Source organism: Peptoniphilus faecalis (assembly GCF_012976305.1).
Lineage (GTDB): Bacteria > Bacillota > Clostridia > Tissierellales > Peptoniphilaceae > Peptoniphilus_A > Peptoniphilus_A faecalis.
Map to the genome: position 1 here is coordinate 1 of NZ_JABDSR010000002.1, position 14626 is coordinate 14626.

14 protein-coding genes are annotated in these 14626 nt (G+C 29.9%); 10 read left to right on the top strand and 4 right to left on the bottom strand.

The genetic code is table 11. The features are described 5' to 3' along the window. Positions 1-227 (top strand): transposase (locus HKO22_RS01240; protein WP_169967963.1); only part of this gene is annotated, 227 nt, incomplete at its 5' end. Between the two features lie 214 nt (positions 228-441). Here HKO22_RS01240 and HKO22_RS01245 read toward each other — a convergent pair. Then, positions 442-1884, bottom strand: a complete 1443-nt coding sequence (locus tag HKO22_RS01245; protein ID WP_235932797.1) for a TraB/GumN family protein — start codon at positions 1882-1884, stop codon at positions 442-444. Between the two features lie 4 nt (positions 1885-1888). Then, positions 1889-2962, bottom strand: coding sequence for a pyridoxal phosphate-dependent aminotransferase (locus HKO22_RS01250; RefSeq protein WP_169967965.1), 1074 nt, complete (start codon positions 2960-2962; stop codon positions 1889-1891). A gap of 85 nt (positions 2963-3047) precedes the next feature. On the opposite strand from HKO22_RS01250, the gene HKO22_RS01255 reads away from it, so the two are divergent. The 5 genes from HKO22_RS01255 to HKO22_RS01275 all read left to right on the top strand — a co-directional run bounded on the left by HKO22_RS01255 (position 3048) and on the right by HKO22_RS01275 (position 8362). Then, positions 3048-4046, top strand: coding sequence for a threonine aldolase family protein (locus HKO22_RS01255; RefSeq protein ID WP_169967967.1), 999 nt, complete (start codon positions 3048-3050; stop codon positions 4044-4046). Between the two features lie 8 nt (positions 4047-4054). After that, entirely contained in the window at positions 4055-4690 is a 636-nt protein-coding gene (locus HKO22_RS01260) for a hemerythrin domain-containing protein (protein WP_169967976.1), read from the top strand. A 223-nt stretch (positions 4691-4913) separates the two neighbouring features. After that, positions 4914-7631: a heavy metal translocating P-type ATPase gene (locus HKO22_RS01265; protein ID WP_169967978.1), complete on the top strand. Its 2718-nt coding sequence runs from the start codon at positions 4914-4916 to the stop codon at positions 7629-7631. After that, positions 7628-7897: a metal-sensing transcriptional repressor gene (locus HKO22_RS01270; protein WP_169967987.1), complete on the top strand. Its 270-nt coding sequence runs from the start codon at positions 7628-7630 to the stop codon at positions 7895-7897. Before HKO22_RS01265 ends, HKO22_RS01270 begins: the two co-directional genes overlap by 4 nt. A gap of 9 nt (positions 7898-7906) precedes the next feature. Further along, positions 7907-8362 (top strand): hypothetical protein, encoded by a 456-nt coding sequence (locus HKO22_RS01275; protein WP_169967989.1) that lies wholly within the window; start codon positions 7907-7909, stop codon positions 8360-8362. 62 nt (positions 8363-8424) lie between these two features. Here HKO22_RS01275 and HKO22_RS01280 read toward each other — a convergent pair whose 3' ends face one another. Then, positions 8425-9828 carry a phospholipase D-like domain-containing protein gene (locus HKO22_RS01280; protein WP_235932798.1) on the bottom strand — a complete coding sequence of 468 codons (1404 nt, stop codon included), beginning with the start codon at positions 9826-9828 and terminating at the stop codon, positions 8425-8427. Positions 9829-9949: 121 nt separating this feature from the next. On the opposite strand from HKO22_RS01280, the gene HKO22_RS01285 reads away from it, so the two are divergent. From HKO22_RS01285 to HKO22_RS01295, 3 genes are read left to right on the top strand one after another with little or no spacing between them, the layout of a single operon-like run. Continuing rightward, positions 9950-10339, top strand: coding sequence for a GntR family transcriptional regulator (locus HKO22_RS01285; RefSeq protein WP_075659741.1), 390 nt, complete (start codon positions 9950-9952; stop codon positions 10337-10339). After that, positions 10329-11171, top strand: a complete 843-nt coding sequence (locus HKO22_RS01290; RefSeq protein WP_169967991.1) for an ABC transporter ATP-binding protein — start codon at positions 10329-10331, stop codon at positions 11169-11171. The genes HKO22_RS01285 and HKO22_RS01290 overlap by 11 nt, the downstream gene beginning before the upstream one ends. Continuing rightward, positions 11168-11821 (top strand): ABC-2 transporter permease, encoded by a 654-nt coding sequence (locus tag HKO22_RS01295; protein WP_169967993.1) that lies wholly within the window; start codon positions 11168-11170, stop codon positions 11819-11821. Before HKO22_RS01290 ends, HKO22_RS01295 begins: the two co-directional genes overlap by 4 nt. Before the next feature lie 146 nt (positions 11822-11967). Here HKO22_RS01295 and HKO22_RS01300 read toward each other — a convergent pair whose 3' ends face one another. After that, a complete protein-coding gene (locus HKO22_RS01300) occupies positions 11968-12858 on the bottom strand; it encodes a LysR family transcriptional regulator (RefSeq protein ID WP_075659751.1) in 891 nt (296 codons plus the stop codon). A gap of 304 nt (positions 12859-13162) precedes the next feature. Here HKO22_RS01300 and HKO22_RS01305 point away from each other — a divergent pair, with 304 nt between their 5' ends. Next, a complete protein-coding gene (locus tag HKO22_RS01305; RefSeq protein WP_169967995.1) occupies positions 13163-14599 on the top strand; it encodes an aldehyde dehydrogenase family protein in 1437 nt (478 codons plus the stop codon). Positions 14600-14626 lie beyond the last annotated feature (27 nt).

Genomic DNA, 14626 nt, shown 5'->3' on the forward strand with positions numbered 1-14626 from the left:
TATATGGCAAAATTAAGGCAGCGATAAGTACAGCTATCAAACATTTAGAAAAGATTAAGAATACTTTAAATACTAATTACAACAATGGGAAAATTGAAGGTATTAACAACAAGATCAAAGTTATTAAGAGAATCTCATATGGCTATCGTTCTTTTGATAATTTTAGATTAAGAATTTTTTTATGTTTTTACCATAAAAAAATATATGGTTTAAGCCATAAGACATAAACCATATATCATTAATTTTTATTCACCAACACTATTTGACAAAGAACCTCTTTTATTGGTTAAATAAAAAAAGACAATAAAATAAAAACAAAGTTTTAATTTTATCTTACACTATATTTAAATTTACATCTATAAAAACACCTCCAAAATAGATAGTCTATTAATTGAAATTAGATTATCTACTTGGGGGTATTATATCTATTAAAACCACATTTTATTTTTCAATTACATTATATCCCATATCCTTTAAAATTCCTGTTATAGAATTTTCTGGAACTAAGTGAGCGGAGCCAACTAATATGAAGTATGTGTTCTTTCCATCTTTTTTTAGCATCGCATCTATTTTTTTTGCCATGCCCTTGTCCCTTTCGCTTAAAAGTGCTTCATTAAATTTTTTAGATTCTTCATCACTTTCAGCAGATAAAATAGATTTCATTTTAGATTTGTCTCCACTTTGCCAAGCATCTAGCAAATTGTCGAGACCTAAATTTATATTTTTGTAGCCATTTTTTTCAATTTCACTTGTTAAAGCTTCAATCATCTTTATATAGGAGGTATTGTCGAAGTTTGCAAGGATATTTGATTGATATTCCATAGATTCAAGTTCTCCTATTTCAATTTTATTTAATAGGCTTAGGCTCATGAAGTAGGATTCAACTCCAAAGCTTGCTCTTGCAGTTTCTCCTGATGGATCAATTGACAAAGTGTTGTAAACAGCCCAAGGTTTAAGCGTTTTTATATCAGCTTCCTCCATTCCAAAACTTTTAAATAAATTTAGAACTCTCAAATAAAGTTCAGCACCTAAATCATCCCTTAAAGTTTTCCCATCATTGTAGTAAATTTTTTCACGCATTTTTTTTGCTTCATCTTTTTTTGACAGATCAATTTCCATAAAAATCTTGTCGGAGGATTTTAGTGCATTTAAAATATTTTTGTCTATTGGGTAAAGAGAAGTATTCCCAAGGTGAATTGATCCAAGCATATAAATTTTATTTTCCTTGTTGTTTACTTCGTAGAAAAATCCCCTAGAGACTTTGTCATTGTCTTGTAAAACTTTATTCACAGCTCTTGAGTATAAAGAGATCATCTCTTCTAGAGAAATTTTTGAATTTAAATACCCTTCATCTTCAGAACCTAAAAATATTTTTGCTTTTTTCAAATTTTTTATTTCAAATTTTTCGTCCTTTAATAGCTTTGAAATTGAATTTAAAATTTCTTCACGGGTAAGTTTTTTAAAAGTGAAGTTTCCAGCTGTTTCTATGCCCCTTTCTTCAATTTTTTTCTTTGAAAGTTTATAGCAAGTGTTGGCATCTTCTAATGTTGCGGGTTTCGTAAAGTCTCTTTCATTGAAAAAACCTTTCGCAGGATAAAGGCCCATAAACTGTGCTTCGTTTAGATCCTTTGTAGCCCAAGGACTAAAAATTGGATTTTTAGTTTCGGATAAACTATCTTTTTTAGACTTTATCTCGTGAGCTTCTTTTATTTTTTTGTTTAAAGTATTTTGGTTTTCTTCACTTTTTATACTTTCAGCTTTAATTTCCGTTACAATAGGAGCAGTAACTGTAGCACTTGCAATACTTGGCATTAGAAGTGCTGGAACTAAAACTAAAATAGAAAAAATTTTTTTTAGTTTAGTTAATTTTTTATTTTTATTCAAAACTTCACCTCATATAAAATTCTTTTAAATATTTTAAAAGTTTTTCGTTTGCATCATCATTTAAAACACAAATTCTAAAATAATTTTCATTTAAATTTTTAAAATATTTACAGTCTCGTATTACTATTCCCTTTTCTAAAAGTTTTTCACGAAGTTCTGTCGACTTAATCCCAGCTAAAATTTTTATCAAAATAAAATTTCCAAAGCTTTTTTGAGGTTTCAAATTTTTCATTTTTGAAATCTCGTGGAAGATATAATTTCTCCTTGATGTAATAAAATTGAAGACGTGAGAAATATATTCTTTATCAGAAAACATGACTTTGCCACAAATGTCTGCAACAGAATTTATTTGCCAAAGTACTTCTTTATTTTTAAAGTAATTTAAAAAATTTTCATCAGAAGATAGTCCATAGCCAAGCCTAATTCCGGGAAGAGCAAAAAACTTGGATGTTCCACGAACTACTGCAAGATTTTTATAGGAATTAATTAATTTTGTGGAAGAGTATATCGATATATCTGTGAATTCGATGTAAGTTTCGTCGATCAAAATTTTTGCATCTGTTTCTTTTAGAATTTTTTCAATTTGTTCTGTATCTAAAATTGTGCCCGTTGGATTATTTGGATTTGCAAAAACAGCAAACTCAATTTTTTCTTCAATAATATTTTTAATAAGCTCATCTAAATTTATTTTAAAATTATTTTTTTCATCTAATTTATACTCTATAATTTTTGAATTTATTTTTCTGAGTTCATTTTCATATTCAGAGTAACATGGCGAAAGGATCATGGAAATTTTTGGAGCGAAAAACTTTATCGCATCTTTTAGAATTTCTGTGGATCCAAGCCCAAGCACGATATTTTTACTATCACAATTTACATACTTTGAAATAGAGTTTTTTAGATCTATGTAATTCACATCGGGATAAGTGGAAAGTAGATTTAAATTATTTTTTAGCTCGTTGAGAGTTTTTTTGCTAGGACCAAGGGGATTTATATTTGATGAAAAATCCATAATATCCTCTATATCAATGTCGTTATTTTTTGCAATTTCAAAAACATTTGCACCGTGACTATTCATTTAAACACCTCTTTTCTATTGTACACTATTTTGTAAAATTTTTACATTTAATATATAATGTTGATTAAGAATAGGGTGGGTGGCTATGAATATTTTTTTAAACGATTACAATGATTTTGGTTCAAAAGAAATCTACGACGAAATAAGTAAAATTTTTGATGAGAAAATTTCTGGATATGGATTAGATGAAATTTCAAACTCTGCACGAGAATTAATTTTAAAAGAAATAGGTAGAGATGCAAATATTGAGTTTATCTCAGGAGGTACTGCTACAAATATTTTGGCGACAACTTTTTGTTTAAGACCTCATGAAGCAGTTTTATCTGCTTCTACTGGGCACATAACTCATCATGAGACGGGATCTATTGAGGCGACAGGTCATAAAGTTGTAACAATAAAAACCTCAGATGGAAAAATAAGAGCAAGTGAAATAAAAGATTTAGTGGAAAATCAACCTGGCGAAATTGATGTAAAAATAAAAGTTGTCTACATTTCACAAACTACAGAAGTTGGAACAATTTATTCCCTTGAAGAAATAAAAGAAATATACAGAGTTTGCGTTGAAAAAAACCTTTATTTATACATTGACGGAGCGAGGATTGCTCACGCAATGGCTGCAAATAATACAAAATTATCAGATTATGCAAAATACTCTCATATTTTTTCTATTGGTGGCACAAAAAATGGTGCGCTTTTCGGCGAAGCTTTAGTAATTTTAGAAGAAGATTTGAAAGAAGATTTTAGATACTACTTAAAACAAAGAGGAGCCATGATGGCAAAAACCTTTTTAATAGGTTTGTCTTTTAAAGTATTATTCGAGGATGGACTTTATTATAGAAATGCAAAGAAAGCTTATGAAATGTCAAGACTTTTAGTTGAAGGTCTAAAGGAAATTGGAAGAGAACCACTTTTTGGCGAATCAAACCAAATATTTATAAGGTCAAATCCAGATGAAATCAAAAAATTAGAAAAAGAAAATATTTTTGAAATAGACAATAAGAAAGATTCAATAATTAGATTAGTTACAAATTACAGGACAACAGAAGAAGATGTGAGAGGATTTTTAAATTCTATTAAAAATTAGGAGGAATTATGTTAGACAAAAATATGACAGTTGAAGCTGCAGCAATGGAAAATCCAAAAGTTTTAATGGAACTTCAAAAGCTTGGTGCAGAATATGATTTTATCGCCTTGGAAAGTCTTGAAGATGCACTAAAATCCCTTGGCGAAAACTACGATGTATTTATTAAAAAAGTTGAAGGACACACTGATTTTAAAGATATGGAAAGAGTTAGAAAGATGAATAAGGAAGAGCTTATAAACTATATTATAAATGAAATTCATCCTCAGGAACTTGAAACTATTGAAAAAATAGATGGTATTTTTAGAGGTGCAATCAAAAAATACTACAGAGAAAGAGGAGAACAACTCTTTGTAATTTACGAAGTGCTTCTACTAATTAAGGCAGAACTTGTTTCACACTTTTCCAGTGAAGAAGAGTTTGAATTTAAAGACTCTTTAGCAGGAAAGAATGTGGATTTCGGAAATCTCATTGCAGAGCATGAAAAGACAATTGGACTTTTTGATAGGATAAAATATCTAACACGCGACTATAAAATGAATGCAGAAGAGCCTGAAGTTAAAGAACTTAACAAACTTATGTATGGCCTTGATGAAGACATGAGAAGACATATTTATATCGAAAACGAAATTTTATTTAAGATGTAATAGAAATTAAGAAGTAAATTAGAAATGGTTTGGCTTTGCTAAACCATTTTTTGATAAATTTTAGTTGTATTGTTTCAATTGGGTTGCTATTATTACTTTTCTATAAGTTACCTCTTTGTAGTTGTTTTTACAGCACTAAGAATTATTTTGAAATACTTGTAAAAAAATCAAAGAAGTGTTATTATAAAAGCAGAGACACCCCAGAGGGGGTGTAGGAGGTAATATGGAGAAAAAATTTGATGTGAGCGGCATGACTTGTGCATCTTGTGTTGCAAATGTCACAAAAGCTGTGGAAAAGTTAGATGGCGTGATAGATGCAAATGTAAATCTCATGACTAACTCAATGAAGGTAAATTACGACGAAAACAAAGTAAATGACGAAAAAATTATAAATTCAGTGGAAAAGATTGGCTACGGAGCAAGAGTTTCTGGTGAGAAAACTTCAACAGAAAACAAAATAGATAATAGAGAAAAAAATTTAAAAAGTAGACTTATTTATTCAACTATTTTTATGCTCGTGCTAATGTATGTAGCCATGGGGCATATGGTAAAACTACCAACTCCTTGGATTTTTCATGGAAGAGAAGGTTCAATAGTTTTTGCATTCACACAATTTCTTTTGGCACTTCCAATAGTCTACATCAATAGAGAATTTTTTATTTCTGGATTTAAGGGACTGAAAAACAAAGCACCAAACATGGATAGTTTAGTCGCCATAGGTTCATTAGCGGCATTGATCTATGGTGTTTTCGCCATTTACATGATGGCTTATGGCTTTGGCTATGGCAAAATGGAAATTGTCGATAATTACAGACATAATCTCTACTTTGAATCCTCTGCCATGATTTTAACCTTAATAACAGTTGGAAAATATTTGGAAGAAAAGTCTAAAAATAAAACGAGGTCATCAATTTCAAAGCTTATGGATCTTGCACCCAAAATGGCAACTGTAATTGAAGAGGATAAAGAAATCGTAAAAAACATTGAAGATGTAAAGATTGGCGATATTTTAATTGTAAAACCAGGAGAATCTGTTGCAGTTGATGGTAAAATAATAGAGGGATCTTCATCCCTCGATGAATCGGCAGTAACTGGTGAATCTATGCCAGTTTCAAAGACCATTGGTGATAGAGTCATCTCTGCATCCATTAACACAACGGGATCCTTTAAATTTGTGGCAGAGAAAGTTGGAGAAGACACGACAATCTCACAAATTATTAAATTAGTGGACGAGGCAAATCAGTCCAAGGCTCCAATTGCAAAATTGGCAGACAAAATCGCAGGAATTTTTGTGCCAGCAGTTTTGATTATCTCCCTAGCAACTTTTGTAGTGTGGATGATAGTAGGGTATGGATTTGAAACTTCCCTCAATTTTGCAATTTCAGTCCTTGTAATATCTTGTCCTTGTGCCCTTGGACTTGCAACGCCAGTTTCAATAATGGTTGCAACGGGGAAAAGTGCGGACTTTGGACTACTCTTTAAAAATGCAGAGGTTTTAGAAAATCTTAGCAAAATAGACGTCATAGTCATGGATAAAACTGGTACTATAACAGAAGGAAAACCAGAAATAACAGATATTATAACTGACCTAAATGAAGAAGAATTTATAAAAATTGCGGCATCAGTGGAGAAAAACTCACAGCATCCATTGGCATCTGCCATTTTAAAATATGCTAATGAGAAAAAAATAAAATTAAAGAATGTAGATGATTTTAATTCAGTTAGCGGTAGAGGTCTTAGTGGAAATTTAGATGGCACAAAATATTTTGCCGGCAATAAAGAATTTATGATCGAAGAAAAAATCGACATAAAAGATTATGAAAAAAAAGCAGAAAAACTTCAAGAAGAAGGTAAAACATCAATGTACTTTGCAAATTCAAAGGAAGTTATTGGCATAATTTCTGTAAAAGATCTACCTAAAAAAAGTTCCAAAGATGCAATTGCGTTTTTAAGGAAAATGGGCAAGAAGATAATTATGTTAACTGGAGACAACGAGAAGACCGCAGAGGCCATTGCCAAGGAAATTGGAGTTGATAAAACTTTTGCAGGATTGCTTCCTGAAGATAAAAATAAAAAAATTGATGAAATTCAAAAATCTGGTGAAAAAGTACTAATGATTGGAGATGGAATAAACGATGCTCCATCTCTAGCTAAGGCTGATATTGGAATGGCAATAGGCCACGGCACAGATGTGGCCATTGAGTCCTCAGATGTAGTGCTAATGAGATCTGACCTTTTAGATGTAGTCTCTGCACTTGAACTTTCCAAGGCGACAATAAAAAATATTAAAGAAAATTTATTTTGGGCATTTTTCTACAACACAATAGGAATTCCTATTGCTGCAGGAATTTTATTTCCAAAGTTTGGCATAAAATTATCGCCAATGTTTGGAGCTTTTGCAATGAGTATGAGTTCAGTTTTCGTTGTAAATAATGCCCTTAGACTTAGAAAATTTAAGCCAAAGGGTATAAATTCTGTAGAAAAACAAAATGAAAACATGGAAACTAAAAAAGAAAAGGTAACTACAATAAAAGTTGGTGGCATGATGTGTGAACACTGCGAAAAGAGAGTTTCTGAAGCAATAAAAAATACAAAAAAGGCAAGAGAAGTAGTTGCAGATCACAATAGTGGAGTTGTAAAATTTATTGACGAGGGAATAACACCCAAAGAGATAAAAGAAGCAGTTGAAGATGTAGGTTATGAAATTATTAAAAATAAAGGAGAAGATAATATGGAAAAAATTTTAAAAGTTGAAGGAATGTCTTGCAATCACTGTGTAGCAGCAGTAAAAAAAGCACTAGAAAGTGTCGAAGGCGTATCTGAAGCCAATGTAATGTTAGAAGAAAAAAGAGCAGAAGTAAAACTAGACAAAGAAGTTTCATCTGACGAGCTTGTAAAAGCAGTTGAAGATGCAGGTTATTCTGCAAAATTAGAAAAATGAGAGCAGAAAGAGATGTGCAGCTTAGAAAATTAAAAACTGTTCGAGGACAAATTGAGGGACTTATAAAAATGGTTGAAGAGGATAGATACTGCCTAGACATTTCTAACCAACTTATGGCATCAATTTCCATTTTAAAGAATATTAACAAGGATGTTTTAACAGCACATTTAAAGGGCTGCGTTAAGGAATCTTACGGCAAGAGCGAAGAAGAAATTGAGGAAAAAATTGAAGAAATAAATAGCATAATAAATAAACTTTCAAAGTAGGAGTTATTTATGAAAAAAATAGTAATTTTATTTATTGCTTTGGCTTTTTTAACATCTTGCAAAAAAAGCAAGGGCTATGAAATAAAATTTAGATCTGGAGAAAGCTATAAATTTGAAGAGTTATCTGTGAAAATAATTGACGATGAAGAAAAAATGACTACAAGAGAAATTTTTAATAGCCTTGATGACAAAGATCAAGAAAAGATGAAAGAAATAATAAAATTACTTGAAAAATGTGAAGTTGTCGATGGAGGATACGCTTACGACTCAATACCAGACCACGAGTCTTTGTTGCTTGAATTTAAAAACAAAAAGAATGAGGACATGATTTATATGTATGATACCAAAAGAGATAGAAATACAAAAAAATTCCACTACACATTTTCAGGTAGTCTTGGAAAATACGATAGTCCAGCAATTTTTTCAGACGAAGATTTAATTTCAAAGATAAAAAGCATAGTATAATAATAAAATAAAAACAAAGAAAAATCACGGTCTTTTTTATGCCGTGATTTTTTATAGATTTTTTACCAAGTGCAAAGTCCTGTCTTTTCCTGTATTTTCCAAAGTATTCTCATAAAAAATCTATTTTCATAAAAATTTTCTAAAGGTAAAGTATATTCGCCGTTTTTATTATTCCAAATTCTAGAAAAATACTCTTCCATTTCTCTTGGCAATGTAGAATTTTTTTCCATTTCCACAGCCAAATTTGTTTCCAAGTTAAAATTATCTAAATTTCTCCTTGTATAATTAGCACTTCCAAGTATTGCAAGAGGATTTTTGTCCTTAAATTTAAAATAAATAAATTTTGTGTGAAATTGTTCACCAGAAGTTTGATACCAGCGAATATTTATGTCTGGATAATCTTCCTTTAATTCAGAAAGAGCAGGTCTATTTGGTGTCCCATTTTTTTCAAGACCAAAGGCATCTTTATTTAGATCGGCGATAATTTTTACATATGCTCCACGCTTTGAAGCTTCACCTAAATCTTTTAGAATTCTAAATTCTGAAAGATAAAACATTCCAAGATTTATTTCATCGCCTTTTTTTGCATCTCTTATATTTTTTGATATTTCTTCATAAATCTTTCCCTCAGTGATAATTTTTAATTTGTAAGGTGAAGTTACTTCTTCTGCCTTAAAATTTTCTATAACATTAGGAAGTTTGTTGAAAAATATACTTTCGGATTTAATTAAATCTTCCATAGATTTGCCGCGAAAGACCATAGCAATATTAGAATGGTAAGCGCTTGGATCATGTGGATTTGCTGATGCAACTAAGGCTTCTTTCTCAGAAATTACCACTTTTCTGTGATTACCTTTAAAGTTTGCGAGTTTTAAAATTGATCTAACATTTACTTTTTCTGCATCTTTGTCAAAAAAGTTTTTGATAAAGCCACCGCCAGATGTACCAAACCACTTTACATAGGCTCTGTAACCGCCAGATATTAACACATTGGAATCACGCATTTTATTCAAATCTGTAACAACAACATAAATTCCATTTTCACGAAGTTTTTTTAAATTATTTTCTTCATAGGCACCGTAAAAATTATTTATAGGATCTGTAACAAATAAAATTGGCATCTCTGGATTTTCTTTTTTCTTTGCAACTAGAAGATCGGTCATTTTTTCTACTTGATTAGGGAAGTTCATAGAATTGTCATATTCATCATTGAATAGGAAAAAATCAATTATTAAAAATTTTTGAGCATTCTTTATAGTTTCCATTTCACGATTAAAAATTTTTTGCTGGTGAAATCTCTTTCCATCTTTCAAATAAGTAAGGTCGTATAAAAATTCACAATCGGCAGGCTTAAACTCGCTGGATATATTAGTACCAGCTGGGTTTTTTGTATTTAAGCTATATAAAATCGGCACAAAAATAAGCAATAAAACAATTAGAATCATAATTTTCTTTTTCTTTTTCAAAGTTATCTCCTTTAGATTATTATAGCAAAACTTATGAATTAATTTGTAAAAAAATATAAAAAAGTTAAAGTTGACAAGTGTTATGTAGTGTTGTATACTGTTATACAACGAGGAGAATGAAATGAAAATTATTTTGGTAAATGGATCTGCAGTTCCTCTTTATGAGCAGATAAAAAATGCAATTAAAGAAAACATTTTAAAAAATTCTGTGGCTGCTGGTGAACAACTCCCTTCAGTGAGGACTCTTTCCAAGGATTTAAAGGTTAGCATTTTGACAGTTAAAAAAGCTTATGATGAACTTGAATCTGAAGGATTTGTTGAGTCTAGACAAGGTCTTGGCACCTTTGTTTCTAGAAAGGACTCAGAAGTAAAAAGAGAAGAATTACAAAAAAAATTAGAAAAACACTTACAAGAGGCTATAAATTTGTCGGCAGAGTTAAATTTAGATAAGAAGACAATTATAGAATTATTTGAATTTTTATATAATGAGAGGGTGGACTATGATAAATAAAATTGAAGTAAAAAATTTAAAAAAGAATTATGGCAGCTTTACTCTTGGACCAAATTCTTTTGGAATAAAAAAGGGATTTATCACAGGTTTTATTGGCAAAAATGGAATGGGCAAGACTACTACGATAAAGTCATTGCTGTCATTAATTAATTATGAGGGAGAAATTTTTGTTGATGGAAAAGATTCAAAAGATTTAGATTATCTTCAAGATGTTGGAATAATTATGGACGATTCCTTTTTATCGAAAGATTGGAATATTTATCTTGTAAATGAAGCAATGAAATGTGGTTACAAAAATTGGAATGAAGAAAAATTTTTTGAATATTTAAATCAATTTGAAATTGAAAAAAATAAAAAGATCAAAGAACTTTCTCGAGGAATGAAAATAAAACTTATGTTTTCAATTGCTCTATCTCATGGCGCAAATCTTTTGATTTTAGACGAGCCAACAAGTGGACTTGATCCAAGTATGCGTGATGAACTTACAGATATGTTAAAGGAATTTGTGGAAGATGAGAATAACACAGTACTATTTTCAACTCACATAACAGAAGATTTAGATAGAATTGCCGATTACATAATTTTTATAGATAGGGGAAAAATTATTGACGACTGCAGTAAAGAAGAATTTGAAGGAAGGTACTTTGTATTAAAGGGTGGAGAAGAAGATTTAAAGCTACTCGAAAAATATGAAGTCCTTGGCATAAAATCAAGCTCAACTTACTTTGAAGCACTTGTGAAAAACATTACAGAAGAAAATATTTCTGAAGGATTAATTGTGGAAAAGCCAGATATAAATAAAGTTTTAGTTCTATATGGGAGGGAAAAATGAAAGACATTAAAAAAATAATTAAGTTAGATTATATTTCTATCAAGCCCTATTTTACTTTAAAAAATTTAGCAATAATGGTTTTTTTGTATTTATTTTATTGTTATTTGAGCAAAAATCCAATTATTGCAATAGCAATGCCAATTTTTTTTGCAATAATTTACTCATCCTATCCCTTCTTAGTTGGAGAAGAAGCTGGAATTGACGGGCTTTATAAAATTCTAGGAATAAATTATAAAAGTGTTGTGAGAGGAAGATATTTATTTTCCTTAGTTTTATTTGTTATAAGTATAATAATTGGAATGATTTTTTCTATTATAACATTATTTTTTGTGGAAAAAATCGATATAAAAATAATATTTCCAAACATAGTAGCATATCTCATAATTTATATAATTTTAATTTCATTTCAATACCCACTTTATTTTAATTATGGATACAAAAAAGCAAAAACATTATCATTTTTTACTTTCCTTGCATTTGGAGTTTTGTCTTTTGCCACAGTCTATCTTAGGGATAATATAAAAGGCATGCTAATATTTATGACTGAAAATAAATTTTTTAGCTTGCTAATAATAGCATTGATTATTTTAGTTATAATTTCTACTTCGGTAAAGATATCAGAAAAATACTATAAAAAAAGAGAGTTTTAAAAACAAAATATTTTTCGATGTCAGATATATTAAGAAAAAATTTTAATGGTCTTGTAATATCCATAGATAAATAATTTTTCAATAAATTAAAAACACAAAAGAACACTAGTGAATTACCTAAAAGTAAGTTTACTAGTGTTTTTTAATTAAAACTTTTTATTTTTAAAATATCTCATAACAAATTTTTTAAATTCAAGCTCATTTTTGTTGAGTTCTGCTCCTTGCAACCATATAAAGGAGAAATCCCTTTCAAACAATTTATCTAGTTTAAATACATCTACATTTGAATGTTTAATTTTTTCTGAATTTAATGTAATTGCTGGACCGAGTCCATTTTCGACAAAATAATGTAATTGTATATCTGATGAAGCATTGTAAAGAATTTTTGGATGGAAATTATAGGATTGATATATTTTTTTAACATCATTGTACATGGGATAGGATTCATTAAAAGCTACAAAATTAGTATTTTCAAAAATAGAAAAGTCACTTATTTTGTCTATAAAATGATATCTATTTTTGGGAGCGATTAAAACAAATTCTTCTTTAAATAAAGAATAATTAATTATTAAAGGATCATCTTTTCTATTACAAAACCCAAACTTAAATTTACCAGATTTTACGCTTTCAACTACAAAATTTGAGTCAGTGCCTGGTGACAACTTAAAGTTAATTTTTTCTTTAGGGAAACTAGTATTAAAGTCCTTTAATAGATTAGCTATAAAATTAGAGCTTAATGAATCTATGGATATTAAATTTATACTATTTAATTGCTCCTTTGAAAAAGCGTTAATTTCTTTTAGACAATTTTCATAATTATTTAAAATATTATTTGCATATTCTAAAAAAATTTTTCCCGACCAAGTAATTTTAATATTTCTACCAGATTTAATAAATAATGTTGTCCCTAATTCTTCTTCTAAAGATGTTATTGAATAACTTAAACTAGAAGTGGAAATTAAATTTTCTTTTGCGGCATTTCCATAATGTTCATACTTTGCTAATGATTTAAAATAATATAATTGTTGTATATTCAAAAAATCACTCCCTTTATTTCAAAATTTTGTACAATCAAGCAAAATAATCGAATGATTAATTATTTACATAATACTCTATTTTCAAGATTTTGTCATGATATAGTGATAAATTTAAGAAAAATTTCAAGAAAACAGGCAAAATGGGGCTTTAATTGATCGAAAAAATCAAACGATTGAACGAAATATTAAAGAGAAGGAAAACGATATCTTATTTTTAAGTCGTTGAATATCAACAAACTTGAAGATATTATAAAGATACGGAAAACAATTTCAAAAAAATAATTTATTAAAGGAAGGGATTATTATGGCAAAAGAAGTTACGCAAGAACAATTAAGTGAGTTAAAAGAATTAGTTGAAAGAGCAAGAAAAGCACAAAAAGTTATTGAAAATTATACTCAAGAAGAAGTAGATAAGTTATGTCGTGCAATATGTGCAAAATTATACGATGCAAAAGTTTGGGCTGAGTTATGTGATGAGGCCGTAGACGAAACAGGATTAGGAGATAAGGTTACAAAAAGAAACAAGAGAAACAAACTTAAATTAATCCTAAGAGATTGTATGAGAGCAAAGAGTGTTGGAGCTATTGAAGTAGATGAAGAAAAAGGAATTACTAAATACGCAAAGCCAGCAGGACTTTTAGCAATTTTAGTGCCTACAACTAACCCATGTCTAACACCAGCTGGTCAAGCTATATACTGTGTTAAAGCAAGAGATGTAATGATTTGCTCACCTCACCCAAGAGCAAAAAATGTTACTAATAAATGTGTTGATTTAATTAGAGAGGCTCTTGTAGAAAATGGAGCACCAGCTGACATAGTTCAATGTATTAAAAACCCATCAATTTCATTAACTCAATATTTAATGGCTGATGCCGACTTAGTTATTGCTACAGGTGGAAAAGCAATGGTTCACTCAGCATATAGTTCAGGAACACCAGCTTATGGTTCAGGTGCAGGTAATGCTACTGTTATTATTGATGAAACTGCTAATACTGATGAAAGAATTAGAGAAGCAGCTTCTAATACAAGAATTTCAAAGACATCAGACTTTGGATCAGGATGTTCATGTGATGGAAATTTAGTAATCCATGAGTCAATCTATGATAAATTAGTTGAAGCTTTAAAAGCAGAAGGTGGATACCTTTTAAATGATGAACAAGCTGAAAAAGTTAAAAAAGTAATGTGGGATGAAGAAGGACACAGACTTCCAAAGACAGTTGCAATTAGTCCTCAAAAATTAGGAGAAGCTGCTGGAATTGAAGTTCCAGAAGAAGCTAATTTCTTAATGGTAACTGGTGGAGGAATGGAAGGCATTGGAAAAGAACACTTCTTCTCATCTGAAAAATTAACTACATTATTAACATTATTTAAATATGAAGGAGATTTTGAAAATGCCCTTGATATGATGAGAGCATTATTTGAAGTAGGTGGAAAGGGACATTCATGTGGTCTATATTCATTTGATGATGATCACATTGATGCACTTGGAAAAGCTGCTCCTGTTTCTAGAATTATGATTAGACAACCTAATAACAAAGGAAATGCTGGATCAGCAACAAATGGTATGCCAGCTACATCTTCTATGGGATGTGGAACTTGGGGCGGAAATATTGTATCTGAAAATATAGCTCTTAAACACTATATAAACACTACTTGGGTAGCTAGACCTATTAAAGAAGATATGCCATCACTTGAAGAATTATTCCAAGAGTTTTATGTAGAAGGAATGGACCAAGAATAATAATAGAAAAGAATATGTTTAAAAGCT